We start from the raw sequence: 26,665 nt of genomic DNA on the forward strand, positions 1-26,665 counted from the left end.
ACTTGCCTAACCCGCCCACTTCGCTGAAAGCCTTGCCACTACTGGCTCTCCCGCCTCCCGCACTCCGTTGTCCGAAGCACGAAAGAGCGAGATTCTAGCGAGACAGACTCCGCCTTGCAAGCGTTATCTGGAATTTATTCAGGGCGCCTTTTTTATACCGCCCGGCTCATCGACGACAGGTACTTTCACATCGGGCGCCAACGCACGCGCAGCCGGCGCGCCGATGGTCCAGTCGTGAAGCACGGTGTATGCGACCGCCAGCAAGGTCGGGCCGATGAAAACGCCAAGGAAACCAAAAGCAAATGCGCCGCCAAGAATACCCAGCATCACCAGGATCAAGGGCATGTCGCTATTCTTGCCGATCAGGATCGGCTTGATGACGTTGTCGGACATGCCGACGACCAGCACGCCCCACACCACCAGAAAGATCGCCCAGCCGGTTGCGCCGCCGTGGTACAGCCAGATCGCCGCGGGCAACCAGACGACTACTGGGCCGCCCGGTATTACAGACAGAAAGAATGTAGCCAGCCCAAGTAGCGCGGGTGCCGGCACGCCTGCGATCCAGCATCCGAATCCAGCCAGAATCCCCTGTACAAGCGCCGTGCCGAGAATCCCGTAGACCACGCCCTTCACCGTGCTGCCCGCAAGCGCCAGCAGATAGTCGGCACGCTCGCCGGCAATACGCCGCATGCCCGCATTCAGCCAGGCGGCGGCACCCTCGCCCCCCGTATAAAAGAAAAAAGCGAGCACGATACTCAACGCCAACAGCCCGAGACCATGCGTAACCGCAATCGCAGCCGCCAGAATCCACTTGCCGGCGGGCGCTGCGAGCGTACGCAATTGCGCGATCAATTCCGAATTGCTGCTTGTGAGACGCTCCCAAAATGTCTCGATGCTGGAACCCACCAGAGGAATCCGCGCAACCCACGACGGCAAATCCGGCAAACCGGCCTCAAAGAGCCGCTGAACCAGTGCGACAATGTCGTGCACGTGCGCACCAAAGGCAAAACCCGCATAGACGAACGGCCCAAGCACGACAATCAGAATGATGAACACGATCAACGTGGCCGCCCACTTGCGCCGCCCCCCGAGCGCCGCGGTCAGCCTCCGGTACAAGCCCCAGGAGCTATAGCTGAGAATGGCACCCCATAGCAGCGCGGTCGTGAAAGGCGCCAGCACCAGCAGCGATCCGCCCACCAGGATAATCAGCGCGAACACAGCGGCAAGACGTTCGATCAGTTGGTCCGATTTCATGTTGAATCTCCTGTTGCGCCAAACCGCCGGCGACGAGTAGACATACTTTTGTCAGACGTCCGCTGAAAGCGGTCAGTATAGAAGCGAGTCACGCGTCCGGGAGCGTCTTATAACATTGGGCCAGGTCGCCGTGCAACGGTCCGCAGGCGCGCTCAACAGGCTGATTTTTCGTGTGGAAACGTCCTAATTCATCCGGCATTGCCGACCAAATAATATGGCGGCATAGAAAAGACTAGAATATAAGGTTGTACACCCCAATTTCCGGATTTATGCGCTCGCGAATCGCCAAACGTCTCCCACCCGATGCCGACAAGCTCGTCGGTCTTTCGCTCGCGCTTTTCGCGTCGGGCAGCCGCACCGAGGACCGCTTCTGGGAAGCGAAACTCGATGCGCTGCTGGCCAAGATCGTCCGCAATGCCAACCAGACTACGCTGGACGCCGCGCTCGATCATCTGCAGCAAAATCATCCCGACGCGTATGGCGCGCTCGCCGATATGGCGGAAACCCACAGCGAGTCGTTCATCCTCGAACACGAAGGCGTGCCTTACGAAGCGCTGCTGATCGCCGCGCCAGTGCTCGCCTGGACCCGCTACATGATTCCGTCCGGCCCGCTCAAGACCGACGCCGCCGACGCCCTGCGCGCGCATCTGCAAGCTCACGTGCTCGCCGCGAATACGCGGGTCGCCATGGCGCCTTTCCTGTACAGCATCGATCAACTGCCACGTCATCATGTCGAAACCTGGCGCATTGCCCAGCAACTCGCTCAGGCAGCCATGGCCGGCGGCAACGTGAAGCTGAATTTCGGCGAGTTGCCGGAGACCTCGCCGATTCTGGCCGACCCGCGCTTCCTGCTGGCCGTAGTCGCGGCACCGGCGGGCGAGCCGACGTTCCGCTGGCAGGAAGAAGAGCACGGCAACCGGATCGAGCGCGGCCAATGTCTTGAACAATGGGCCACGCAAGGCGGCGCCAATTTGTCGCTGGTGTTGCCGGGCTGCGAATTCGAGTGTCTGTTACCGGACGCCTATTATTCAGCCTGCCGTGATGCCGACGAGAGCGTACGCCCTCACACCGTGCGCACCGCCGTGCGCTATCTGTTCGACACGATCGGCGCAGCGCCTCAGGAATTGCGCGCGGTCGTCGCGGGCTTCGGCGAACGCCGTATCGACGAATACCGCGTCGGCTTTACGCGCCGGGGCAGCAATGACGTGATCTACGGCGTCGTATGGCCGCTGTACGGCCGTGAGAACGGCGAACCCGGCATCGACGAAGAGCCGCAAGAAACCGCCGCTTCGGACGATCCGCTCGAAGAAATCGTCGCGTTGCTCAAGGAGACCGGTGTAACCGAGGTGCGTCGGCACGCCGGCCGCTTCGAGCCGGAATATTGCGACGACTGCGGCGTGCCGCTCTATGCCGACCCGCTCGGTGAAATCGTCCATGCCGAAATGCCGGAGGACGCGGAGCCCGCGCAGCCGCACTTCCATTGAACACGGCCACCGGCGCGTTTCGCGCCACATAAAAAAGCCCCGCCGCGCGCGGGGCTTTTTTATATCTGATCTTTTCCATGTCATTCCTCTTATGCCTTTTGGACAGGCCGTCAAGTCGAAGGGAATTTGTCATCATAGGGACGGCGACGCATTGCAACGCATCCGGCTCTCACTCGCCGTGCGTCTGCATCGCGCCACTTCGCCCGATTCATCTGGAGACATGCATGCGATTCTCGATACTCAACTCAAACGCGGAACGGCGTGATGGGCTCAAAGCACTACTGCGGCAAATTGACCGGCTGGCGCGTTTTAACGAAGCGCAAGACTGGCGTCAGGTTGAACGCCCGCTCAAGCGTCAGCGGCCCGACCTGCTCGTGATCGATTGGCAGGACTGGATGTCGATCGCGGATACGCGCCATCTGCTCAGTCACTACCCCGATCTGCGCATTGCGGTGTTAACCGACCAGATCTCGCCGGTCTCCGTGCGAGAGCTCATGGACGAAGGCGTGCTCGGCGTCGTGCCGCGCGACACCGACCCGTGTCTGATCGTGCGCGCGTTTGAAATGGTGCTACTGGGCGGTCACTACGTGCCACCCGGCGCACTGGCGCTCGATCCTCCCCTGCCGCCGGATATCGCCATCCGGCCGTTCGACGAGAAGAGCCCTCCGCCACGCCGCACCAAACTGGCCAATGGGCTGTCACCCCGTCAGCAGCAGATCATGCGCTGCGTCCACATGGGCAGCACCAACAAGATGATCGCGCGCACCCTCGGCATCAGCGAGGGCACCGTCAAGATCCATCTGACCAGCATATTCCAGCAGCTCGGCGCGCCAAATCGCGCCGCCGCGGTCGCGCTCTACAACGGTTGGCTGTCAAACCATCTACAGGTATTGCGTAACGATGCCGACGGCCCGATTCGCCCGATCATGGGACAAGCCGGCATAGTGCCTTTGCGTCGCCGCACGCGACGGCGCTTCCAGTATCCGTTGCCCGCTAACGACACGGCCGCCCGGTTGCCGATGGCAGCCGAACCAGGCACGCAATACGGCGATGCGCCCGCCGCCGGACCGACAGCGGACCCGCTTCCGCAAGGTCCTGCATGAGCGGCGCGGGCGGGCGGAACAGAACCCGGGCGAGCACTTTCTGACAGCGTTTGCGCCTGCTGGCATGGAATCCGCTCACACCTTTTCTCGTCCAACGAGTAATATGAGACTCATGGGTTTCCTCTACACACCGCTTCCGTTCTGGGTCGCTGTCGGTGGCTGGACCGCCACTGCGATAGTGGTCGCGCTCGCGCTGTGGAAAAATCCTTTCAAACGACTTCAGGATGGCACACTGCAGCATGTCTGGCTTGCGATCATCGTCGCAGTGTCGGTGCTGTGGGCCAGCAATGCATGGCTCGACGACGGCACCGTCATGCATCTGCTCGGCGCCACGCTAGTCGTCACGTTATTCGACTGGGCGCTGGCGCTGATCGCCATGGCGGTGGTGACAGGTCTTGCCGCCGTCGTCTTCGATGCACCCTGGCAGGGTATCGCGCTCACCTTCCTCGTGTACGGTGCGCTGCCAGTCGGCATTTCGACTCTGGTTCAACGCATCAGCATCGCGTGGCTGCCGCGCAATCTCTTCATGTTCATCTTCGGCCAAGGGTTTGTCTCGCCTGCCATTGCCGTGTCTCTTACGGCGGCCGCGGCGCTCGGCATTCATATCGCGCTCGTCGGCGGCTCGATGACCGTGATACCCGCCGGCTACGCGTTCAGTGTGCTTCTACTTGCCACAGGGGAAGCCTGGTTCACCGGCATGTCGACGGCATTGATCGCGGTTTATCGTCCTGCGTGGGTCACCACTTATGACGTACGGAGATATCGATTGGGCGGACCACGCACCTGACACTTGCATCAACATCGAACGCGTGTTGGCGGCAATGGACGGCCGCGTCGAGCCGCCCGTGCACCACGACAGGACAAAATATTTGTGTCAGGATTGAACTCCACCCTCTCGCGGGGCATCTTACGTGCCTCATGTCTTATTAGCGTCTAACGAACTAGATGGATCGCACCAACGTACCGCGCCGATTGCTGCGGTTGGTCGGCCGGTTGGCAACATGTGCGGCGAGTCTTTCGCTCATATGCTCCACCTCCGCGCTCGCCGATCAACTCGAACAGCACAATGATCTCGTCAATAAGTTTGTCAATGAAATGCATGCGGACCCGCTCGTTGCGGACTGCGCGGCTCATGGCAACTTTGTTGCCAGCACCTCGACCGTCTTCGACCACGTCGAATTTCCGCCCAGTTCGTTCGATAGCGCGCATGCCTCGGTCACGCCGTGGAACGATTCGTTCGACGAGGGCAAACAGCGCGTCAAGGTAGACAACATCGTCACGGTCGAAGGGCTTGGCATCCGCCAGAGCGGCGACGGCGACCCCGCCGATCTGAAATTCCGCTGCGGCTATGTCGGCGCGCAGATGCTGGCGTTCAGCTGGAACGATCCGGTGCCCCCGGCCCGCGCGCGCAGCTCGGAACCCTCGGGATCGCGAGTGTCGTCCGGCAAACATAAGAGCGCCAAGGGCAAGCACTCGGCAAGCGGCAAAACGACGAAGAAAGCGACCACGAAGTCTTCGAAATCGAGCTCGGGCAAGTCGTCGTCGAGAACGAGCACTGGCAAAGCCACCGCGAAGAAGGCACCGGCAAAGAAGAAAACCCAGTAGCGGTTCGCGCCCGCGGCATCATGTCGCCCGAGCCGCTGGTCCGACGGTGAGCAATGAAAACGAGGCACACCGTGAAGTGCATGCCTCGTTTTTATGCGGAGCACGGTTTAAGCAAACGTCTCCACGTGCCGCAAGATTGCCTGAAGCATCGCCGCGCCGAGCGACGCGCTACGCTCGCCGTTCCAGCCCACCCGTTCGTCGGGCAGATTGGCGTTGTCCTTGAACGGCATCTCCAGTGTCAGCGACAGGCAGCCGAATTCGTTGCCGATGTACTTCGACGCCAGCTTCAGTGCATCCTCGCGATATTTGCTCGCGGCGTAGCCGTGCTTGTCCTGGAAATCGGGGCTCGCATGCTTGAACGCTTCGATGAACGCCTGCTGCTCTTCCCGCTGCCGCTCCGTGAATCCCGGCAGCATTTCGGAGCCGGCCACGAACACGTAAGGCAGCGCTTCGTCGCCGTGGATATCGAAGAAGAGGTCGCAGCCGGTGGCGTGAATCGCGTCGCGCACCACCAGCACCTCGGGGCTGCGCGCGGCATCCGGCTCCATCCACTCGCGATTCAGATTCGCGCCAGCCGCATTCGTGCGCAGATTGCCGTGCACGCTGCCATCCGGATTCATATTCGGCACGATGTAGAAGACAGCGTAATCGTAGAGCTTGCGCGCCACCGGGTCTCCCGCCCAATCGCCCCAACCTGCGAGCCGCTTCACGAGACCCTCGATAAACCATTCGGCCATCGTCTCGCCGGGGTGCTGGCGCGCGATCAGCCAGATCTTCTTTTTGGGCGTGTCGCCGGTTTGCGGCGTGCCGAGCGTGAGCAACGACACGGGCCGGCCTTCGACGGTCGTGCCCAATTCCGTGAGCGTTGCCTGCGGCATCTGCTGCACCGCGCCCAGAAACTCCGAATGACGCTCCTCACTGTACGGCTCGAAATACGCGTAGTAAACACGGTCGAAATCCGGCGTGTGGTCGATCGTCAACACGCGGCCGTCGTACGACGTAGGCACGCGGAACCAGTTCACCCGGTCATAGCTCGCCACAGCCTGGTAGTTACGCCAGCCTTCGGCAAAAGCGCACGCGGCCGCATTTTCGAAGGTCATCACACAGCGCTCGCCCGCCGCGCCGGATAACCGGAAGTAGAACCACTGCGCGAATTCGGCATGGCTGTCCGGCCGCACGCGCAAACGGATATTGTCCGCTTCTTCGCAGGACAGCACCTCGATCGCGCCAGCGTCGAAAGTGCTCGTAATGGATAACGTCATGATGTTTCTTCCCTGCTTGTGTGCGCGGCGAAACGCCTATTCAGCGACGCGGCGGCGGAATACGTAAGTGGAATCGTTCGACGCTTCAGCGTCGAACGCGTAGCCTTCGGCGTCGAAGTCCTTCAACTGCTCGGGCTTGTCGAGACGGTTTTCCACGGCGTAGCGCGCCATCAGGCCGCGCGCGCGCTTTGCATGGAAGCTGATGATCTTGTAGCGGCCGCCCTTCCAGTCCTCGAACACGGGCGTGATGACCGGCGCCTCGAGCAGCTTCGGCTTGACCGACCTGAAGTACTCGCCCGACGCGCAATTCACCAGCACACGGGACGCCGCGGCGTTCTTCTTCAGTTGCACATTCAAGGCCTGCGTGATCCGCTCGCCCCAGAACGCATATAGATCCTTGCCGCGCGGGTTGGCGAAACGCGTACCCATTTCGAGCCGGTAAGGTTGCAGCAGGTCGAGCGGGCGCAGCAAACCGTACAGGCCGGACAACACGCGCACGTGATTCTGCGCATAGTCCAGATCCGCCGCCGACAACGTCTTGGCGCTGAAACCCTCGTACACGTCGCCGTTGAACGCCAATACCGCCTGCTTGGCGTTGTGCGTGCCGAATTTGGGCGACCACTCCGCATAGCGCTGGAAATTGAGGTGCGCGAGCTGATCCGAAATATCCATCAAGGAGGCGATCTGCTGCGGCGACAAAAGGCGCAATCCGCCGATCAACTCGGCCGCGTCGTCGACGAAATCGGGGATCGTGTGCTTTTTGACGTGAGGCGGGGTTTCGTAGTCGAGCGATTTCGCCGGCGACAGAACGATTATCATAGAGGCTTGCAGGCACGCCGTGCCTGGCGGTCAAAGACGAAAGCCAGATTGTAACGAATGCCCGGTTCCCATGCCTCACGCGGCGCTTTGCGCGTCGTCCTCGATTCCAATGTGTGGATCGACATTCTCGTGTTCGACGATCCGCACACGCGGCCGATCGCGGCCGCGCTCGAAAGCGGCGCGTTGGCTGCGCTGATCGACGCGCGCTGCCTCGCCGAACTCACCTACGTGCTCGACTACCCGCAATTCGTGCATCGCAAAGTGGACAAGGCCGCCGCGCTCACGGTCGTCGCTCGGCTCGCGCAGCTGGTCGAACCCGTTGCGCCACAGGAAGACGCCAGGCCCTTGCCCAAATGCAAAGATCGCGACGACCAGAAGTTTCTCGAGCTTGCGCACGCCGCGCAGGCCGACTGGCTGGTCTCGAAAGATCGCGCGGTGTTGAAGCTGGCCAAACGGATTGCACGTGATTTCGGCTTTCAGATCGCCCAGCCGGCGCCCTTCGTCGTCGCCATCGGCGCGTTACCGAGCACCACCGGCGAGCCCGCAACCGCATGACTCGCCAGCCGCATGGCCCTGGCCAGACGGCTAACGCGAGCTTCGCGGCGCGCACACCGCGCCGCGATTCCCTACAATCAGGCTTCGCCCGTTTCAAACGACGCCTTTGTCTAACCCACTTGCCCACGCTCCGGACAGCGCCATGAATGCACCGCACGACACGCCAACGAGTCCCACGTTTCCGTCTCGCCTGCCGAATGTCGGCACGACGATTTTCACCGTGATGAGCGCGCTCGCCGCCGAAAAAGGCGCGGTGAATCTGGGTCAAGGCTTTCCCGATTTCAACTGCGATCCGCGAATTGTCGACGCGGTCGCGAACGCCATGCGCGAGGGCCACAACCAATACCCGCCCATGGCGGGTGCCGCACCGCTGCGTCAGGCGATCTCGGATAAGATCGCGAACCTGTACGGCCGCCGCTACGACGCCACGACTGAAATCACCGTGACGGCGGGCGCGACCCAGGCATTGCTGACCGCGATTCTCTGCAGCGTCCATCCGGGCGATGAAGTGGTGGTGGTCGAACCGACCTACGACAGCTACCTGCCGTCCATCGAACTGGCCGGCGGCAAGCCGGTCTTCGTCACGCTGGAAGCGCCCGACTACGCGATTCCGTTCGACAGGCTCGCTGCCGCGATCACGCCGAAAACCCGGCTCCTGCTGATCAACACGCCGCACAATCCGACCGGCACGGTCTGGCGCGAGCAGGATATGCGCAAGCTCGAAGAAATCGTGCGCGGCACCAACGTGCTGATCCTCTCCGACGAAGTGTATGAACACATGGTCTATGACGGCGCGCCGCACGAGAGCGTGGCCCGCTATCCGGAACTGGCGCAGCGCAGTTTCGTGGTGTCGAGCTTCGGCAAGACCTACCATGTGACGGGCTGGAAGGTCGGCTACGTAGCCGCGCCTGCCGCGCTCACCGCCGAGTTCCGCAAGGTGCACCAGTTCAACGTGTTCACCGTCAACACGCCAATGCAGATCGGCCTCGCCGACTACATGAAAGATCCGGCGCCGTATCTCGACCTGCCGGCGTTTTATCAGAAGAAGCGCGACTTCTTCCGCGCCGGCCTCGCGAATTCACGCTTCAGGCTGTTGCCGTGCACGGGCACGTACTTTCAGTGCGTCGACTATTCGGCAATCAGCGATTTGCCCGAAGCCGAATTCGCGCAATGGCTGACCGGCGAGATCGGCGTCGCGGCCATTCCGGTCTCGGCGTTCTATCACGAGGCACATGAGTCGGGCGTGGTGCGCTTCTGCTTCGCCAAGCAGGAGAGCACGCTCGCCACCGCGCTCGAGCGGCTGGCGCGGCTTTAAAATGTCCCGCGCGATGCCAAGAACGCTCCCCCGTTTCTTGCCATCGCGCGCAACGGCCCGGGCGTGCGCGGCGCGCGCCCGTTCGCTTACTGGCAGGCCGCGCCCGTCAACCCGGGCGCGACGCGGCGATATACGCCTTGCGATCCTCGGTCACACGCTGCGCGGCCGGCCGTGCGTTGATCGCTTTCACGTAGCCCTTCCAGTCCACGCCGGCGTCCAGCAGAAAATCGCGCCCGTAGATGGTCTGCGTCGCCATGCCCACCAGCGGCAAGCTCACGTATCCGGCCGTATCCGCAACGCTGAAGCGCTCGCCGCTCAGATACGGCCCGAACTTCGCGATCCGCCTGAAGCCGGCAATATGATGCTCAAGCAGTTTCTCGACACGCCCTTTGGTCGCCTCGGTCACGGTGCCGCCAAAGAACGCTTCCTTGTAGAGATTGCGCGCGGTCAGTTCGAGATGCACGTCCACGAACATGATCAGCTCGCGCTCCTTGGCCGCTTCCCAAGGGTCGGTGGAGAAAATCGCCTTGTCGGGAAAGCGCGCCGCCAGATACTCGACAATGCATTGCGATTCGCACAGATCGCCGTCTTCAGTCTGCAGATAAGGCACCTTGCCGAGCGGCGAATGCTCGAGCATGGCCTCTTCCTGGCTCGGCAGCACCGCCACCTCCTCGAACGGAATGCCGTGTTCGAGCAGCACGAACTTCACTTTGTTGTAATAGTTAGAGAGCGCGAAACCGCACAGCTTGATCATCGGGTGTCTCCTTCCTTCGGGTCGTATGCGACCGCCTGTCAACGTCAAAGCAGCGGTCTTCGATCAATCATCCAGTAAATTGCACGATCGTGCTATTCTAAAATAATCATGGAGTCGAGCATCACAATGACCTCTCGCAATTTCAGCATCGAGACTATCGGCATTGTCGGAACCGGCGCAATGGGCCGCAGCATCGCACAGATTGCCGCGTTGGCCGGCCTCACTGTGCGTCTGTATGACACCAACCCTGCTGCAATCGGCGCTGCGCGCGACTACCTCGCCGAAACTTTCGCGAAGTTGACCTCTAAAGGCAAGCTCGACCAGGCGCGCTCTCTCGCCGCACTCGCGAATGTCAGCGGCGCGCAGGCCATCGGCGAGTTGGCCGGTTGCGATCTGGTCGTTGAGGCGATCGTCGAAAAACTCGACGTCAAGCAGGCGCTGTTCCGCGAACTGGAGACCATTGTGAGCGGACGCTGCATCCTCGCGTCCAACACGTCTTCGCTGTCAATCACGGCAATTGCCGCCGGCTGCAGCGATCCGTCGCGCGTGGCCGGTTATCACTTCTTCAATCCCGTGCCGTTGATGAAAGTCGTCGAAGTGATCGACGGTCTGCGCAGCGATCCCGCCGCGGGTGACGCGCTGATGGATCTCGCGCGCCGCATGGGTCACACGCCGGTGCGCGCGAAAGATATGCCCGGCTTCATCGTGAATCACGCGGGCCGCGGCATGAATACCGAGGGCTTGCGCGTGGCGGGTGAAGGTGTGGCGAGTTTCGCGGACATCGACCGCATCATGCGCGAGCAGGCGGGCTTTCGCCTTGGCCCATTCGAGTTGCTCGATCTGACGGCGCTGGACGTCTCGCATCCGGTGATGGAGTCGATCTATCACCAGTTCTATGAAGAGCCGCGCTTCACGCCTTCGCCTATTACCGGCACGCGGCTCGCGGGCGGACTACTCGGCCGCAAGACGGGTGAAGGCTTTTATCGCTACGAAGACGGCAAGCAGCAGGTGCCTGCCGAAGCGCCCACGCCGACCGGATTGCCGGCCAGTGTGTGGGTCAGCAAGCGTTATCCGCAAGCGCATGACGCCGTCGCGCAACTCGTCGAAAAAGCCGGTGTGAAACTCGACGACGGCATCACGCCCGAAGCGAACTCGCTGATCGTCGTCACACCGTTCGGTCACGACGCAACCACGGCCGCGGTCGACGAAGCGCTCGACGCCGCCCGTGTCGTCGCGATCGACGCGCTCTTCCCGCTCGTTGGTGCGCAACGCCGCACGCTGATGACAACGCCCGCCACCACGCGCACCGCGCGTGACACGGCGCATGCGCTCTTTGCCGCCGACGGCGTTCCCGTCACCGTGATCCGCGACTCGACCGGCTTCGTCGCGCAACGCGTGGTGGCGACCATCGTCAACATCGGTTGCGATATCGCGCAACAACAGATCGCCACGCCGGAAGATATCGATCTCGCCGTGACGCTCGGCCTCGGCTACCCGCGCGGCCCGCTGGCGCTGGGCGACACGCTCGGCTCGACCACTATTCTCGCGATCCTGCGCAATATGTTCAGCGTGCTCGGCGACCCGCGCTATCGTCCGTCGCCCTGGCTCGCGCGGCGAGCTCAACTTGGCCTGCCGCTGACCCAGCGCGACGCAGCCGATACCGAAACGCACACCACGGAGACGCAACAATGAGCGCCGAACTGCTGACCTCGCGCCCGACCGAAAGCGAATCGACACTGGTTCTCACGCTGTCGAATCCCGGCGCGCGCAACGCGCTGCATCCGGACATGTACGCTGCCGGCATCGAGGCGCTCGACTCGGTGGAGCGCGATCCGTCGATCCGCGCCGTCGTGATTACCGGCGCCGACAACTTCTTCTGCGCGGGCGGCAATCTGAACCGTCTGCTGGAAAATCGCGCGAAAGATCCGTCCGTGCAGGCCCAGAGCATCGATCTTCTCGGCGAATGGATCTCGGCGCTGCGCCTTTCTTCAAAGCCGGTGATCGCCGCTGTCGATGGCGCCGCCGCCGGCGCGGGATTCTCGCTCGCGCTCGCGTGCGACCTGATCGTTGCCGCGGACACGGCCAAATTCGTGATGTCGTATGCACGCGTGGGCCTGACACCCGACGGCGGCGGTTCGTGGTTTCTCTCGCAAGCGCTGCCGCGTCAGTTGGCCACCGAAGTACTGATTGAAGGCAAACCGATCGGCGCCACGCGCTTGCATGAACTCGGCGTCGTCAACAAACTCGCCAAAACGGGCGCCGTGCGCGACGCCGCGGTTGCCTGGGCCGATGAGCTCGGCAAGATTTCGCCCAATTCGGTCGCTCGCATCAAGGGGCTGATCGGCGCGGCCGGCACGCAGCCACTCGCCGACCATCTCGTTGCGGAGCGCGACAACTTTGTCGCATCGCTGCATCATCGCGACAGTCTGGAAGGGATTTCCGCGTTCCTCGAAAAACGCGCTCCGGTGTATAAGTGAACATCAGTGACCGACAGGACCATGCCTGACTATCAACTGCCCAAACGCCGCCGCATCTTTCTGATGCGTCACGGCGACGTCACCTATTTCGACGGCTCCGGCCGCGCGATCGATCCCGAGACCGTGCCCTTGAACGCCAACGGCCGCGAACAGGCGAGCGCGGCGGGCCGCGAGTTCGCCGCGCAGCAGATCCGGTTCGACCGGGTGATCGTCAGCGGTTTGCCGCGTACCATCGAAACGGCGCGGCGCGTGCTCGCCGAGACCGGCCAGCAGATCGAACTGGAAATCGAGCCCGCCTGGGAAGAGATTCGCGGCGGCAAGCTCGGCAATATTCCGCTCCACGATATGGAGGCCGCGTTTCTCGGCGTGTTCGACGGAATCGTGCCGGAAAGCACGCGCTTTCTCGACGGCGAGACCATTGGCGAGTTATTCGATCGCGTGCTGCCCGCGCTCGCTGCGTTGCGCGAGGACACCTCGTGGGACACCGTGCTGCTCGTCCTGCACGGCGGCGTGAATCGCGCGATCCTGTCGCATGCGCTTACGGCCGGCGGCCGCACGTTCTTCGGGCACCTGGCGCAAGCCACCGGCTGCATCAACGCGCTCGACGTGGGCGTCGTGCCACGCGACTGGGTGCTGCGCACGATCAACTATTCACCGCCGTCGCCGCTTCATCGCGGCGTGCGCAACACCACGATGGAAATGCTCTACGCACAATTCATTCAATACAAGCGTAGCTGAACCCGAACTGGAGGAGACAGATGGTGCAAGCCACACAGACCGGCGAACCGGAACACCAGCCGGACTATTCGGACTTCGAGGGCACGCGCCCGGTCAGCGAGCGACAACGCTTCGACAGCGACGCGCTCGCCGCGTGGCTGACCCGGCACGTCGACGGATTCGCCGGCCCGCTCACGCTGGAGCAATTCGCCGGCGGGCAGTCCAATCCGACCTTCAAGCTGCTCACGCCGTCCCGCTCGTATGTGATGCGCGCCAAACCCGGTCCAGCGGCGAAACTGCTGCCGTCCGCGCACGCCGTCGAACGTGAATATCGCGTAATGCACGCGCTTGCCGACACCGATGTGCCGGTCGCGACAATGCTCGCCTTGTGCGAGGACGAAAGCGTGATTGGCCGCGCGTTCTATGTGATGGAGTTCGTCGAAGGCCGCGTGCTCTGGGACCAGTCGCTGCACGGCATGACACCCGCCGAACGCGCCGCGATCTACGACGAGATGAACCGCGTGATCGCGGCGCTGCACAGCGTCGACGTCGCGGCGGTCGGCCTCGCCGATTATGGCAAGCCGGGCAATTACTTCGCGCGCCAGATCGGTCGCTGGAGCAAGCAGTACATCGCGTCCGAGACCGAGCCGATCGACGCCATGCAGCGCCTGATCGAATGGCTGCCGCAGCATATGCCGGCCGAAACGGGCGAGCGCGCTTCGATCGTGCATGGCGACTACCGGCTCGACAATCTGATCTTTCATCCCGAGGAACCGCGCGTCCTCGCCGTACTCGACTGGGAGTTGTCGACGCTCGGCGATCCGCTCGCCGACTTCGCCTATCACTGCATGGCGTGGCACGTCGATCCGACGCAATTCCGCGGGATCGCGGGCCTCGACTGGGCGGCCTTGGGCATTCCCGACGAAAGCCAGTATGTCGCGCGCTATTGCGAACGCACCGGCTTCGAGATTCACGGCGACTGGAATTTCTACCTGGCGTACAACATGTTTCGCATCGCCGCGATCCTGCAAGGGATCATGAAGCGTGTCGTCGACGGCACCGCGGCCAGCGCGCAGGCGCTCGACGCCGGCCGCCGCGCGAAGCCGATGGCCGAACTCGCCTGGCGCTACGCGCAGAAAGTGCGCTGAGCGGATTCGCGCGTCCGGCCGCGCCCCGAACAAACGTCGTCCGTTACCCGTCATTCGCGAGGTCTTACATGAATTTCGATTACACCCCGAAGGTTCAGGCGTTGCGCGAGAAACTGCTCGCCTTCTTCGACGAGCACATCTATCCGAACGAGCAGGCGTTCTACGCGGAGATTGCACGCAATCGACAGAACGGCAACGCGTGGCTGCCCACCGAACTGATCGAACAACTCAAACAGAAAGCGCGCGACGCCGGCTTGTGGAATCTGTTCCTGCCTGAATCCGTGCGCGGCGCCGGCTTGACGAACCTCGAATACGCGCCGCTGTGCGAGATCATGGGCCGCGTACCGTGGGCGCCCGAAGTATTCAACTGCAACGCGCCCGACACGGGCAACATGGAAACCATCGAACGCTACGGCAGCGACGACAACAAGCGCGAGTGGCTCGAACCGCTGCTGCAAGGCCAGATCCGTTCGGCGTTTCTGATGACGGAGCCTGAAGTCGCGTCGTCGGATGCGACCAATATTCAGACCAGCATCGTGCGCGACGGCGACTACTACGTGATCAACGGCCACAAATGGTGGTCGTCCGGCGCGGGCGATCCGCGCTGCAAGATCTATATCGTCATGGGCAAGACGGATCCGGATGCGCCACGCCACCAGCAGCAGTCGATGATTCTGGTTCCCGCCGACGCCACCGGCATCACCGTGCGCCGGCCGCTCACCGTCTTCGGTTACGACGACGCGCCGCACGGGCACATGGAAATCACGCTCGAAAATGTGCGCGTACCCGCCACCAACATGCTGCTCGGTGAAGGGCGCGGCTTCGAGATCGCGCAAGGCCGGCTCGGGCCGGGACGCATCCATCACTGCATGCGCCTGATCGGTCTCGCCGAACGCGCACTCGAATTGATGTCGATACGCTCGCTGCAACGTGTCGCGTTCGGCAAGCCGGTTGCCGCGCAAGGCGTCACGCAGGAGCGTATCGCCGAAGCTCGCTGCATGATCGAGCAGGCGCGTCTGCTCACCCTGAAAACGGCCTACATGATGGACACCGTCGGCAACAAAGGTGCGCGCGGCGAGATCGCCATGATCAAGGTCGTCGCGCCGAACATGGCTTGTCAGGTGATCGACTGGGCGATTCAGGCGCACGGCGGCGGCGGTGTCAGCGACGATTTCCCGCTGGCGTATGCCTATGCGTCCGCACGAACACTGCGTTTCGCCGACGGCCCCGACGAAGTGCACCGCAATGCGATCGCCAAACTCGAACTCGCGCGTTATATGGATGCCGGCGCGGCGGCTCGCGTGGAGACGCCGATTACGCGGTTTTGAGGCTGGGCAGGCATTTTTTTGGAGACGCGGCGCAATCCACGAAACATTGATTTCGCCGCGGCATCTGAATCCGCATCAGCAAAAAGCGCGAGCCGGCATGAATGCCGCTCGCGCTTTTTCAATATACGTACGCGGAAACGCTAGAAATAATGCCGCGTGATGAACTCCGCGACACACACCGGCCGCTCACTGCCCTGCCGTTCCAGCGTCACATTCCATAGCACCTGCACGCCGTTGTTCTCCACTTCGGTAACGGACTCGACGGCGAATCCGGCGCGCAACCGCGAACCGACCGGCACCGGCGACGTAAAACGCACGCGATTCAATCCATAATTGACGCCCATACGCTGCTCGAGCGCCACCGTCCTGTCGAGCAGCGCCGGAATCAGCGACAGCGTCAGGAAACCGTGCGCAACGGGACCGCCGAACGGCGACTCCCGCCGTGCCCGTTCCGGGTCGACGTGAATCCATTGATGATCGCCGGTCGCTTCGGCAAAACGATCGACACTCGTCTGGTCCACCGTCAGCCATTCGCTAACGAGCGGCTCGGCACCCACCAGCGCGCGCAAGGCGGTGGCACTGCCCAACGTGGCGGCAGCCGCCGCACTGTCCGTCATGACGCGGCACCCGGATTGCGCAGCCCGAACAGTCCTTTCGAGCGCACCGTGATCACCGTTTCGCCATGCTGATTGATGCCTTCCCATTGCGTCGATACGATGCCGCGATCCGGCTTGCTCTCCGAAATACGCTTGTCGAGCACGGCGTTCATCATGGTGATCGTGTCGCCGACTCGTACCGGCTTCAACCAGCGGATTTCGTCGATGCCAGGCGAGCCCATCGACGTGGAATCCGCGAACGCGTTACGCACCAGCATGCCCATCATGACCGAACAGGTATGCCAGCCACTCGCGACCAATCCGCGGAACGGCGATTCGGCAGCCGCGGCTTCGTCCAGATGAAACGGCTGCGGATCGAACTTCTGCGCAAACTCGACGATCTCGTCACGCGTGAACGTGTGCTTGCCGATTTCGATGCTCGTGCCGACTATCAAGTCCTCGTAACTCAAACCCATTGTCGTCTCTCCTTTATTCGATTCGAGCGGCTGATCACGCCTCGGCCGCGACGAAGCCGGGCAGCGCGGCGAACCGCGCGAGATGATGATCGACATCGCCCAATGTGGTTTCGATGATAGCAAGCCGCTTGAACAGATGTGCCGCCGCCACCTCATTCGTGACGCCCATGCCGCCATGCAACTGAACCGCCTGCTGACCGACAAAGCGCGCGGCCTGACCCACCCGTGCCTTCGCAGCGGAAACCGCGCGGCGACGTTCGTCGACGTCCGTGCTGCTGTAGCGCATGGCGGCCAGATACGTGACGGAACGCGCCTGCTCGGCGTGAATCAGCATCTCCACCATGCGATGCTGCAAGGCCTGAAAACGCGCGATCGGCTGGCCGAACTGTTGGCGCGTCTTCGTGTAGTCCACGGTGGCGAGGTTCAAGGCGTCGAGCGCGCCGATTGCCTCGGCGCACAGCAGCACCGTGCCGTAGTCGGCGATATGCTCTAGCGCAGCCGCACCGGCGTGTTGGCCGGCAAGCCGGCGCGCAGGTGTGCCGTTGAATTCGAGCGTGGCGGCACGCTGGCCGTCGATCGTGCGGTAGTCCGTGATCGTGACGCCGGCCGCATGGCGCGCCACGACGAAGAGTGCGATCTCGCCGTTCAGCCGGGCGGGCACGATCCAGTGATCCGCCTGCGCGCCGTGCAATACGACCGACTTGGTGCCGCTCAATGTCTGCTGCCCGCCCTGCCCGCTCGCGGTTGTCTCAATCGAGAAAAGGTCGTAGCGAGCGTGCGGTTCGTGAAATGCCACAGCCAGTTTGATCTCGCCCTGAGCCGCACGTTCGAGCAGCGACGCGTCTTCGCCTTGTTCGCTACCCGCGAGGCGCAACGCCTCGATGCCGACCGCAGTCGCCCAATAAGGCTCGACGACCAGCGCGCGGCCGAGTTCCCGCATGACGACAAGCATGTCGATCGGGCCGCCGTTGAAACCGCCTTGCGCTTCCGGCACCGGCAGCGCAGTCAGGCCCAGTTCGGCAAACGCGGCCCAATGCGCATCGGATACACCGGTTTCCGACCGCACGATCGCCTGGCGCGCTTCGAACCCGTAGCTCTTGTCCAGATAGCGGCGCAACGCATCGGCGAATTGCTGCTGCTCTTCGTTGAAAGTGAAGTCCATGCGCCGCTCCTCAAAGTCCGAGAATCATCTGCGCGATGATGTTCTTTTGAATTTCGTTCGAGCCGCCGTAAATCGACGTCTTGCGGAAGTTGAAGTAGTACGCGGCGAGAGGCGCGGCATCGTCCTCGCCGGCGAGGCTATGTTCGCGCTCTCCTTCGAGGAACGGTATGTCGAACGGTGCGGCGAGCGGCCCGACTGCTTCGAACATCAGTTCGGTCAGCGCTTGCTGCACTTCCGTGCCCTTGATCTTCAGCATCGACGCTTCCGGTCCCGGCCCGCGTCCGCCTGTTTCATTGGCGACCACGCGTTGCACGGTGACTTCGAGCGCCATCAACTCGATTTCGAGGTTCGCGACTTTTGCGGCAAACACCGGATCTTGCAGCAGCGGCTTGCCGTTCTTTTTCTGACTCAACGCAAGGCGTTTCAGGAAGACGAGTTCGCGCTTGGACTGGCCGACCCGCGCGATGCCGGTGCGCTCGTGGCCGAGCAGATACTTCGCGTAAGTCCAGCCACGATTTTCTTCACCGACCAGATTCTCGACCGGCACCTTCACGTCTTCGAGGAAAACTTCGTTCACTTCGTGATCTTCGTCGAGCGTAATGATCGGCCGCACGGTGATACCCGGCGTTTTCATGTCGATCAGCAGGAACGAGATGCCCTCCTGCTTTTTGGCGCCGCTGTCCGTGCGCACGAGGCAGAACATCATGTCGGCGTACTGGCCGAGTGTGGTCCACGTTTTCTGACCGTTGACCACGTAATGGTCGCCGACGCGCTCCGCGCGCGTGCGCAGCGACGCCAGATCCGAACCCGAGCCCGGCTCCGAGTAGCCCTGGCACCACCAGTCCGTACCGTCGAGAATGCGCGGCAAATAGTGCCGCTTCTGTGCCTCGTTGCCGTATTTCATCAACACGGGCGCCACCATGGAGACACCGAAAGGCAGCACGGACGGCGCGCCGATACGCGCGCACTCTTCGTCCCAGATGTGCCGTTGGGTGGCGTCCCAATCCGGGCCGCCGTATTCTTTCGGCCACGCTGGCGCAGACCAGCCGCGCGTGCCAAGCAGCTTGTGCCAGCTTGCGAAGTCTTCGCGGGAAAGCCGCTTGTGATTGAGTACCTTGTCGCTCAGTTCCCGAGGCAGATTTGTCTCAAGCCAGGCGCGGATGTCGGCGCGGAACGCGCTGTCAGCGGGCGAATAGTCCAGATTCATGCGTAGTGTCTCCTGGCCGCCGCCACCCGCCGCCAGTGAGCCACTGCGCTATTGCAGCGGTTCCTTCAAGGCAGCCGGGACCGGCAGCGGCATCACTTCGATGCCTTCTTCGACCAAGGCTTTCGCGTCTTCCGGCGTGGTGACACCGCGAATATTGCGTGCGGGCGCTTCATTGTAGTGAATGCGCCGTGCTTCCTCGGCGAAGCGGTCGCCCACGTTCTCGGTCTTTTCCAGTACCTCGCGCAAGGCACGCATCGCGCGCGCCTGCATTTCCCCTGCGTCCGCCGGCGCTTTCGTTCCGGTCGCACCCGACAGGTTCAGGCGCGGCGCCGACGGCAAACGGCTCACCTCGTTCGCACCGCAGATCGGACATTCGACGAGCTTGCGGGACTGCTGCGATTCGAAGTCATCAGCCGAAGCGAACCAGCCTTCGAACCGATGGCCATGCGGACACTGTAAATCGAGGACCTTCATGTGGAATCAGGGCTTGCGTGCCAGTTTAGCGCAAAACGTAAATTTGTGAACGGTCGTTCGTAAAATTTTACAGACGAAGGCGCCAACGCCGGAAGTCGCCGACAATCCAGACGCGGTGGGCGATTTTAACGCTTTGCGCCGAGGCCCGCCGAAGGTACTCCGGAAGGCTAATGGGCTTGCCGATCACATACGCCTGCGAGGCTACGCACGCTGGCTGCCGCTCTGCTTTTATGCCACGAGGCATTCCAGTTGACGGCCCAGCCTTGGCTCGAGTTCGCGTGCCTCTTTGGCAAGGTTGATCTGCTTGGCCGACCTTGCGACCTCGAACACATCCGGCTTGATGTCATAACCACCGCGCGCGGTGAGCCAATCAAGAATGTCCGACAGATGCCACACCGATGCACTGCCCTCGTGGACCGGAGGCGGAAAGTCGATTGCGTGGTTCAGCATTAGCTTGCGCATGTTTTGCCGCGACACGCCTGCGACTTCGGCGACGTCAGTGAGGCCAACGAAATCGGGCCCCGCTTCCACAAGACGCCCGGACGGCACCACTCGTTTGAAGTCCTGGAGAGCACTGACCAGCGCCCCGAATGCGGACGCGCCTTCGCGAGTAAAGAACAGCGCGATGCGGCCCGGCTGACCGACACCAACGGTGGCGTCGTCACACCCAGCTTCGCCCAGACGCTCAACGATCGCGTCAAGATCGCAATCTTCCGCCGCGAGCTGGTACTTCAAGGTGAACACATATTCCATACGTTACTCCTGCTTTCATTCAGCCCGACACTGTCGCCAACAGAACGCCCCTGCTACCGGCGAGCCGTGCAGTTATCCACAATGCGCCGCAGATGCCTGGCATGGTTGCCGGGATTCTTCGGCGTACTCCAGACGCTCGCTATGCAGAACTCGCCGCACCGGCACTCGGCGTCTTTGTCGGGACAGTACATTTTTCCCCAGGCGTGGCTTTTGCCACCGCCCTGAACACGCCAACCGTTCTGTTCCGCGTACGCCAATGCCGCCTCGACCTCTTTCTTGGAATGGGTTCCTCGAACCATCTACGCCCTCCAATTTAATGAGTGGAAGCAAGGTTGTCAAGTGACAACAAACTTATCCACCCTGAATCAAATATCTCTCATATACTTCGCCATCCGAAGTAAAAATGCCTGATGCCGTTGCCAGAGGTCTATGCTAGAGATACAACGCTCGTGGAGCGAGACTGCCTGAAGTCATAAGACAAAGGCACGTTTTCGAGACAGGATCAATTCGATCGAAGGGTGTCGGCAGCCCGCTTGGGAGACGGAGAAAAACAAGCGCCGCCTCGCACGACATGTGTCAAGGCGGGCCATCGCGACCCGCCTTTTTTTGCGCTCTTCGTGCACACCCTGCGTCATCCTTTGAGGAGCCGTCTGACAATCCATGCGTACAGACGGTCCAGCGTCGGCTCGACGTGCCGCTCACTCCAGTCGAGCGCGATAATCGTGAACGTCACGAGCGCCGCACTCGCGACGAACCCGGCCAGCCACGGTTCCACCTGCGGCCAGTTCAGGACGATCCGCCGTGCGAGAACATTGCCACCTACGAGCGACACGACGAAATAGATCGCCTTGCGCCACGTCGTGGTCTCATGCGAACGCGTCAGATACAGGAGCGCTCCACAAGCGACGCCCAATACCCTTTCGAAGTCGTTGAGCATGTGCGACGCGACGAAGGCAACACTGCCTCTCAAGCCGCCCACCAATACCGGAGTGGCGGAAAAAACAACAGGATAAGTGGCCATGATGGTATCCAACTCCAAAGGTCCAGAAGCCGACCGGCTTGTGTGCGGCGGCGCTCGCCGGAGCGCCGCCGCACTTCGCGGTCAGGGCATGATCACCGCAACCGGTAATCAGGCGCTGCCGAGGTCCTCCCAGACCTTGCCGTCATACTTCTGCTTGCTCGTGCAAGCAGGATCGCCCGGCTCGTCGGAGCGGCTCGCCCACCACGACGCGCAGTACTTGCGCAGACCCTGGCCGCGATAGTCGTGCGTCACTACCGAGCCGCCCGGATAGTCCTGCGGCTTCCACGTGCCGGCGCTCTGGCCCGCGACGACCGTCACGGTGACCGATGCGACCGACTGCGCGCCGTCGCCGCCGTGCCCGGTCACCGTCAATTGGACCGGATACGCGATGGTCTTCGCGAGTGTTGGTGCGGTCACGGTAACGCTCGCCTGATCGGAGCCGTCGAACGACAGGCCCGGCGCGCTCCACTTGTAGACCAGCGGTGCCGGGCCGGTCGAATCCGCACCCGAGAGCGACAGCGGCGCGCCGCTCTCCACATTCGTCTTACCCGTAATGACCGCCTTCACGGAGCCACCGGACGACGGCGTGGCTTCCAGATAGATCGCCTCGCTCGACGTCGACGTGCCGTCGCTCACCGACAGCTGGATCAGGTAGTCGGTCGTCTTGGCGACGCTCGGCACAACCCCGCTCACGACCGCCTCGTGCGAGCCGTCGAACGGCAGTTGCGGCGCCGCCCACGCGTAGGACAGCGGATCGCCGTCCGGATCGAATGACGCGGTGCCCGAGAGCTGGAACGCCGTCCCCGACGCGAGTTGCATCGTCATCCGGGCTACCGGCGGCTGACCGCTTTTCGATTTCACGGTCAGCTTGACCTGCGCGGTGTTGGTGTTGCCGTGACCGTCGTCGACGGTCAGCTTCACCGTGTAGCTCGTGGAGGCACCCGTCGGCACGACGCCGTCGACCTCGACAGTGGTGGCGCCGTCGAACGGCAGCCCCGGAGCCGACCACAGGTAAGTCAGCGCATCGCCATCCGGATCGTTCGAGCGCTTGCCGCTGAAGTGAACCGCGTCGCCTGCGAACGCTTCCAGCGGACCGTCGATCGCGGCCGCCGGCGGTCGGTTGCCGCCCTGCACATTGATGCCCTTGAAGTAGAACGGCGACATGTCGATCGTCTGCTTCTCGATCTCGTTGCCGAGCCCTTCGCGCGCGGCATTGACGAGCACGCCGCCGTCCATCTCGATGGTCCAGGTGAACAGACCCGCGAGACCGCGCTGACGCGCGTATTCGCCCTTGGCTTTCACCGTGCGCGGCGTATCGACCGAAATGAAGAGTCTCGAGTCTTTGCTGTACAGGTAATCGGCGTCGGCGACTTCGTCGGTATAGACGTCGTAGCCGTTGATGCCACGCTGGTTCTCCAGATCGAGGTAGTTATAGATCAGGTCGTACCATTCCGTCGTGCCCGATTCGAAGCTCCCGGTGGTCGTGCCCATGCCGGGATCGTAGGTGCCTTCGAGCGGCGACAGGTTAGTGAGCTTTGCATTGCGCGCGCTGCGGCTATACGCCGCGTAGCCGATCGCCACACGGTTCAACGGTACGCCGGTCTGGACCAGATAGTCGATCGCGGCGTCGATGCTGAACTCGTCCGGGTCGCTCGGGTGGCTCGGATGCAGGTTCGTATGGTGCGCGAGCTTCGGCGCCCACGGCGTGCCGAAGAAGTCGTAAGTCATGAGGTTGATGCCGTGCACGCCGGCATCGATCATGCCCTTCAGGTCGGCTTTCTTCATCTTCGACAAGGCGGCCGATGCGGCAATGCTGATCATCACATCCTTGCGGGCCGCGCCGTCGAACGCTTGCCTGAGTTCGCGCACCAGTGCCTGGAAGTTCGGCGTGTCGGCATCGGAATAGGTATTGCCGTCGTTACCCTCTGCCGCCGGGTACTCCCAGTCGAGATCGATCGCGCCGAACATCGGGAAGCGCTTGAAGAGATCGAGGATGCTGTTGATCAGCGTCTTGCGCCGCGCCGGATCGGCGACCACCCAGTGAAACGCCTCGCTCATCGTCCAGCCGCCGATACTGAACGACAGCACCAGGTCGGGATTCTTGGCCTTCAGCTTGCGCAGACCGCCCAGCACCCCTTGCGCGGTGTCCTGATGGAACAGTGCCTGATAGTCGTTGCTCACCCAGCCCGGGAAGCCACAGTTGCGATACGAAGCGACGTCGCCCCATGCATCGACGAACGTGGCCTCGTCTTTCTTGCGGCCGAAATCCTGCGCGGCGCGGTTGATGGTGTTCTGCTTCTCGCCCTTGTCGCCGATGATGCCGGCAAAGCCGAGCACGAGCTTGTCATAGGCTTTCGCGTCGAGCAGCATCAGGTCGATGCCTCGGCCGCACGAATCGTCGGCGAAATCGCCGTCGTAGCGCCCGTCGTATTGCGACCAGTCCGTGTAGTAGCCGAACACCTTCGCGTCGTTCGGCTTGTAGCTGTTGTAGACCCGCTTCGCCACCCGGCCGGACGTGTAGCTGAACTTCTCGACTTCGGTGGCCGGCTGGTAGCCGTTCATCTGATACTTCTTTTCCGTCGCGCCCTTGGCACCGGCCTTGTCGCCCGGATCGCCGTTGTACACCAGCTTGCTGTTCTGGCGCCCCTGCTGTACGGAGCCGCTTGCGGACGTGGGAGTATTCGATTGCGTCATAAGAACCTCGTTCATGAAAAGTGGATGTCGACTGCTACGCACCGTGGCGTTGCCTGATCGACCCGTTCATGTTCGGATGCCTCATCGACGAACGACATGGAGAATCCATCGAAAATTCGCGCTCCGCAAGCCGGCGGCGTAGGAGATCGGCCAGGTCATGCCACCTGCGCCGCTCCTCCACCTGCAACGGCGTCGAAATGCGCGACCGCCGACGCCAGTCGCGTGTCATAGGCATGTGTGTGATAGGCCGGACCGTTGTAGCGTCGCGCAAAATCGTCCCACCTTCCCTGCTGCAACGCGTGAAGCATTGCGGCGTCGCGTTCGATGAAACGAACGAATGCGTCGAGCTGGCTGCGCTCATCGATGGTCATCGACGCGGCAAAGTCGGACGCACTGGCGTAATCCAGATACAGCCAATGAAGGCCCATGATCTGGAATAACCCCCAGCTGCAGGCCTCGATCGCGCAAACGCAATCGAGCGCACTGGCCGCATCGAAACGTTCGTATTCCTTCGCGCCGCCCAGATAGCCTCCGGGTGTCGTATTGACGAGCTCAGGAAATTCGCTGCGCCACCGTTGTGCGGGCAACGCCGCGGCAACCAGCCGCCGATACATCACATGGCGCTCGAACAGGATCTTCGCTCGAGCATCCGGCAGGAAGCCGAAGCCCGCGCTCTCGACCTCGATCAGCGCGAGAAGCCGTGCTGGTGCAACGCCTAGCGCGTCGCTGGCCTCGGCCACATCGGGTTCGGAAAGCAACCCCGCACGCTGCGCCGTTTGCGCAACCAGCGCACGAGTCTGCTCACACACCGTGCCAGTGTCCGGCACCCCCCGCAGTTGCTGGAATCGCCGCAGCGCACTTTGTGTCTCGGGGCCCGACAGGCCATCCACTTTCAGGCGTGGATTTTCTTGCGCCAGCGCTCGCTGTAAAAAGACGACGCTCGTGCCGTGATTTATCGATGAATTCATGATGGGTAACCGTGAGATGGAAAAAAGAGTCGCGGCAGATAAAAAACCAACTGCTGCCGCGACGTGATTGTTTTTCCTCCGGTTTGCATGCGCCATAGAAGACGGCGGAGATTCGCATCTCACCTGCCTTGCCGGCCTCCATGCCGCTGCCTGCCACATGGAAGTTGCGATACTCCACCTGGTATCGGGATATGTCCGCTATAGCGCGCGCGCGCCCGGCTTCCTCCATTGGCTGAGACCGTTCACCGATGCTACGTTATGCGTATTAAATACGCCGGAGGAACCGTGAGTAAAAATAGTGGCATCGTTCGTTTCGACTGGCGACATGACCGTGTATCCGTCGGCCATATCGCCGTCCGCGTGTCGGGACAGGAAAAAGAAGTGCTCCGCCTGATGGTGGAAAGCGCCGGACGTGTATGCGACCGAGAAGCGTTGATGGGGGTCGTGTGGGGCGAGCGTGCGATCCATATGGACGAGCTCTATCTGACACAACTGGTTTACCGCCTACGCAAGTCGTTGAGACCGCTCGGCCTCGGCAACCATATCGTGACCATGCCCCGTGCAGGCTACCGGTTCGAACCGGAAGGACTTCAGATCGATGCCGACCAACCTCCGCAGGATGCGGCGCCTGCGTCGGCTGGCGCAGTCGTCACGGACGAGCCTGCGCGCGGCGCAGCCCTTCGTAACTGGTTCGCGCAATTACGCGACAGCGCGCCAAATCAGCCGGCACCGTCCGACTCGGTCGGCCTGCCGGCAATTCATACCGAAGAGGGCGTAGTCACCTATGCTGGGGCAACCGTTTATCTCACAGGTTTCGAAAGCGCGTTACTGCAGGCATTCGTCGAACAGCCCGATGTCACGCTCGAACGTGACGAGTTGATCTCACGGATCTGGGGCGATGAGCAGGACGTCGACGTGAATCGCCTGACGCGGCTGGTGTCGCGCTTGCGGCGTTCGTTGCAGCCGCTTGGGCTCGAGCGCCAGTTGATCTATATACCTTGTATCGGATATCGATTCTGCCGGACCGTGTCGCCTTCGCCCGCCGACATCGGCGGCGCCGGTGGTATCGGCAGCAACTCGCTGCCGTTGTTAGCCACCGTGCTTCAGTCGTTGCCACGCGCGGTTGCCGGGCTTACGTGGATCGCCTCGCGACGCACCGTCGCGCTGATCGGCGTGGCGTTGTTCGCCCTCACGGCCGCGCTTGCGATGCCGGCGGACCTCGGCAATGCAAGCCGCCCCGGCCGGCCTTTTGCCGCGCTACGCACTGGAGATGGTGCGCCAATAACCTGTAGCGCCGATTACGTGCATCACGTGTTCATTCGCGACGTAGTCGATTCGGTGGCGGCGTCGAGTTCTCCGCCTGTGCCGGCTACCGTGGACAGCGCGTGGAAACGGATCGTCATGGATTTGCACGCGGCGGGATGCCGTAGCGTGGCACCTTCCGCTCCGTCGTAACGCCCGTAGCGGATCAGTAGCGGATCAACCGCCAGGAG

26 protein-coding genes are annotated in these 26,665 nt (G+C 62.3%); 12 read left to right on the plus strand and 14 right to left on the minus strand.

Annotation, left to right across the window (positions count from 1 at the left end; genetic code table 11):
• Nucleotides 1–138: 138 nt before the first annotated feature.
• Nucleotides 139–1,254, minus strand: a complete 1,116-nt coding sequence (locus NE850_RS33365) for an AI-2E family transporter (protein WP_007175576.1) — start codon at nt 1,252–1,254, stop codon at nt 139–141.
• Between the two features lie 269 nt (nt 1,255–1,523).
• Here NE850_RS33365 and NE850_RS33370 point away from each other — a divergent pair, with 269 nt between their 5' ends.
• The 4 genes from NE850_RS33370 (at nt 1,524) to NE850_RS33385 (ending at nt 5,446) form a co-directional block, all read left to right on the plus strand.
• On the plus strand, nt 1,524–2,738 hold the full coding sequence (locus NE850_RS33370) for a DUF2863 family protein (protein WP_165185420.1): 1,215 nt from the start codon (nt 1,524–1,526) through the stop codon (nt 2,736–2,738).
• Between the two features lie 224 nt (nt 2,739–2,962).
• The gene (locus NE850_RS33375) at nt 2,963–3,841 is read left to right on the plus strand and encodes a response regulator transcription factor (RefSeq protein WP_007175578.1); all 879 of its coding nucleotides are present in this window, start codon (nt 2,963–2,965) and stop codon (nt 3,839–3,841) included.
• A 112-nt stretch (nt 3,842–3,953) separates the two neighbouring features.
• Nucleotides 3,954–4,628 (plus strand): energy-coupling factor ABC transporter permease, encoded by a 675-nt coding sequence (locus tag NE850_RS33380; protein ID WP_007175579.1) that lies wholly within the window; start codon nt 3,954–3,956, stop codon nt 4,626–4,628.
• 158 nt (nt 4,629–4,786) lie between these two features.
• Nucleotides 4,787–5,446 carry a BspC domain-containing protein gene (locus NE850_RS33385; protein ID WP_007175580.1) on the plus strand — a complete coding sequence of 220 codons (660 nt, stop codon included), beginning with the start codon at nt 4,787–4,789 and terminating at the stop codon, nt 5,444–5,446.
• A 107-nt stretch (nt 5,447–5,553) separates the two neighbouring features.
• Here the strand turns inward: NE850_RS33385 and NE850_RS33390 are convergent, their stop codons facing one another.
• Complete coding sequence (locus NE850_RS33390) at nt 5,554–6,708, minus strand: M14-type cytosolic carboxypeptidase (RefSeq protein ID WP_007175581.1); 1,155 nt, start codon at nt 6,706–6,708, stop codon at nt 5,554–5,556.
• Between the two features lie 36 nt (nt 6,709–6,744).
• The gene (yaaA, locus tag NE850_RS33395; RefSeq protein ID WP_165185417.1) at nt 6,745–7,527 is read right to left on the minus strand and encodes a peroxide stress protein YaaA; all 783 of its coding nucleotides are present in this window, start codon (nt 7,525–7,527) and stop codon (nt 6,745–6,747) included.
• 57 nt (nt 7,528–7,584) lie between these two features.
• Here yaaA and NE850_RS33400 point away from each other — a divergent pair, with 57 nt between their 5' ends.
• Both NE850_RS33400 and NE850_RS33405 read left to right on the plus strand, forming a co-directional pair.
• Nucleotides 7,585–8,082 carry a putative toxin-antitoxin system toxin component, PIN family gene (locus tag NE850_RS33400; protein WP_165185415.1) on the plus strand — a complete coding sequence of 166 codons (498 nt, stop codon included), beginning with the start codon at nt 7,585–7,587 and terminating at the stop codon, nt 8,080–8,082.
• 142 nt (nt 8,083–8,224) lie between these two features.
• Entirely contained in the window at nt 8,225–9,397 is a 1,173-nt protein-coding gene (locus NE850_RS33405; protein WP_165185412.1) for a pyridoxal phosphate-dependent aminotransferase, read from the plus strand.
• Nucleotides 9,398–9,503: 106 nt separating this feature from the next.
• Here NE850_RS33405 and NE850_RS33410 read toward each other — a convergent pair whose 3' ends face one another.
• The gene (locus tag NE850_RS33410) at nt 9,504–10,151 is read right to left on the minus strand and encodes a glutathione S-transferase family protein (protein WP_165185410.1); all 648 of its coding nucleotides are present in this window, start codon (nt 10,149–10,151) and stop codon (nt 9,504–9,506) included.
• 126 nt (nt 10,152–10,277) lie between these two features.
• Between NE850_RS33410 and NE850_RS33415 the strand changes: the two genes are divergently transcribed.
• The 5 genes from NE850_RS33415 (at nt 10,278) to NE850_RS33435 (ending at nt 15,821) form a co-directional block, all read left to right on the plus strand.
• Entirely contained in the window at nt 10,278–11,843 is a 1,566-nt protein-coding gene (locus NE850_RS33415) for a 3-hydroxyacyl-CoA dehydrogenase (RefSeq protein WP_310699918.1), read from the plus strand.
• Nucleotides 11,840–12,628: an oxepin-CoA hydrolase, alternative type gene (locus NE850_RS33420; protein ID WP_310699919.1), complete on the plus strand. Its 789-nt coding sequence runs from the start codon at nt 11,840–11,842 to the stop codon at nt 12,626–12,628. Before NE850_RS33415 ends, NE850_RS33420 begins: the two co-directional genes overlap by 4 nt.
• 21 nt (nt 12,629–12,649) lie before the next feature.
• Nucleotides 12,650–13,366: a histidine phosphatase family protein gene (locus NE850_RS33425; RefSeq protein ID WP_165185403.1), complete on the plus strand. Its 717-nt coding sequence runs from the start codon at nt 12,650–12,652 to the stop codon at nt 13,364–13,366.
• A gap of 20 nt (nt 13,367–13,386) precedes the next feature.
• Nucleotides 13,387–14,493 carry a phosphotransferase gene (locus tag NE850_RS33430; protein WP_310699920.1) on the plus strand — a complete coding sequence of 369 codons (1,107 nt, stop codon included), beginning with the start codon at nt 13,387–13,389 and terminating at the stop codon, nt 14,491–14,493.
• Between the two features lie 68 nt (nt 14,494–14,561).
• On the plus strand, nt 14,562–15,821 hold the full coding sequence (locus NE850_RS33435; RefSeq protein WP_165185398.1) for an acyl-CoA dehydrogenase family protein: 1,260 nt from the start codon (nt 14,562–14,564) through the stop codon (nt 15,819–15,821).
• Nucleotides 15,822–15,961: 140 nt separating this feature from the next.
• Here NE850_RS33435 and NE850_RS33440 read toward each other — a convergent pair whose 3' ends face one another.
• The 10 genes from NE850_RS33440 to NE850_RS33485 all read right to left on the minus strand — a co-directional run bounded on the left by NE850_RS33440 (nt 15,962) and on the right by NE850_RS33485 (nt 25,268).
• Complete coding sequence (locus NE850_RS33440) at nt 15,962–16,438, minus strand: MaoC family dehydratase (protein ID WP_007175591.1); 477 nt, start codon at nt 16,436–16,438, stop codon at nt 15,962–15,964.
• Nucleotides 16,435–16,893 (minus strand): MaoC family dehydratase, encoded by a 459-nt coding sequence (locus NE850_RS33445; RefSeq protein ID WP_007175592.1) that lies wholly within the window; start codon nt 16,891–16,893, stop codon nt 16,435–16,437. Before NE850_RS33445 ends, NE850_RS33440 begins: the two co-directional genes overlap by 4 nt.
• Before the next feature lie 34 nt (nt 16,894–16,927).
• Entirely contained in the window at nt 16,928–18,055 is a 1,128-nt protein-coding gene (locus tag NE850_RS33450) for an acyl-CoA dehydrogenase family protein (protein WP_007175593.1), read from the minus strand.
• A gap of 10 nt (nt 18,056–18,065) precedes the next feature.
• Nucleotides 18,066–19,262: an acyl-CoA dehydrogenase family protein gene (locus NE850_RS33455; RefSeq protein ID WP_007175594.1), complete on the minus strand. Its 1,197-nt coding sequence runs from the start codon at nt 19,260–19,262 to the stop codon at nt 18,066–18,068.
• Nucleotides 19,263–19,310: 48 nt separating this feature from the next.
• The gene (locus tag NE850_RS33460) at nt 19,311–19,736 is read right to left on the minus strand and encodes a DUF1178 family protein (RefSeq protein WP_007175595.1); all 426 of its coding nucleotides are present in this window, start codon (nt 19,734–19,736) and stop codon (nt 19,311–19,313) included.
• Between the two features lie 228 nt (nt 19,737–19,964).
• A complete protein-coding gene (locus tag NE850_RS33465; RefSeq protein ID WP_007175596.1) occupies nt 19,965–20,489 on the minus strand; it encodes an AlpA family transcriptional regulator in 525 nt (174 codons plus the stop codon).
• Nucleotides 20,490–20,542: 53 nt separating this feature from the next.
• On the minus strand, nt 20,543–20,788 hold the full coding sequence (locus tag NE850_RS33470) for a hypothetical protein (protein ID WP_007175597.1): 246 nt from the start codon (nt 20,786–20,788) through the stop codon (nt 20,543–20,545).
• A gap of 332 nt (nt 20,789–21,120) precedes the next feature.
• Complete coding sequence (locus NE850_RS33475) at nt 21,121–21,510, minus strand: putative holin (protein ID WP_007175598.1); 390 nt, start codon at nt 21,508–21,510, stop codon at nt 21,121–21,123.
• A 108-nt stretch (nt 21,511–21,618) separates the two neighbouring features.
• Nucleotides 21,619–24,204, minus strand: coding sequence for a glycosyl hydrolase family 18 protein (locus NE850_RS33480; protein WP_310699921.1), 2,586 nt, complete (start codon nt 24,202–24,204; stop codon nt 21,619–21,621).
• Between the two features lie 155 nt (nt 24,205–24,359).
• On the minus strand, nt 24,360–25,268 hold the full coding sequence (locus tag NE850_RS33485; protein WP_232064120.1) for an N-acetylmuramidase family protein: 909 nt from the start codon (nt 25,266–25,268) through the stop codon (nt 24,360–24,362).
• A gap of 189 nt (nt 25,269–25,457) precedes the next feature.
• On the opposite strand from NE850_RS33485, the gene NE850_RS33490 reads away from it, so the two are divergent.
• The gene (locus tag NE850_RS33490) at nt 25,458–26,627 is read left to right on the plus strand and encodes a transcriptional regulator (RefSeq protein ID WP_007175601.1); all 1,170 of its coding nucleotides are present in this window, start codon (nt 25,458–25,460) and stop codon (nt 26,625–26,627) included.
• Nucleotides 26,628–26,665: the final 38 nt, after the last annotated feature.

Origin of the sequence: Paraburkholderia sp. USG1, from assembly GCF_031570135.1 — a bacterium.
Lineage (GTDB): Bacteria > Pseudomonadota > Gammaproteobacteria > Burkholderiales > Burkholderiaceae > Paraburkholderia > Paraburkholderia dioscoreae.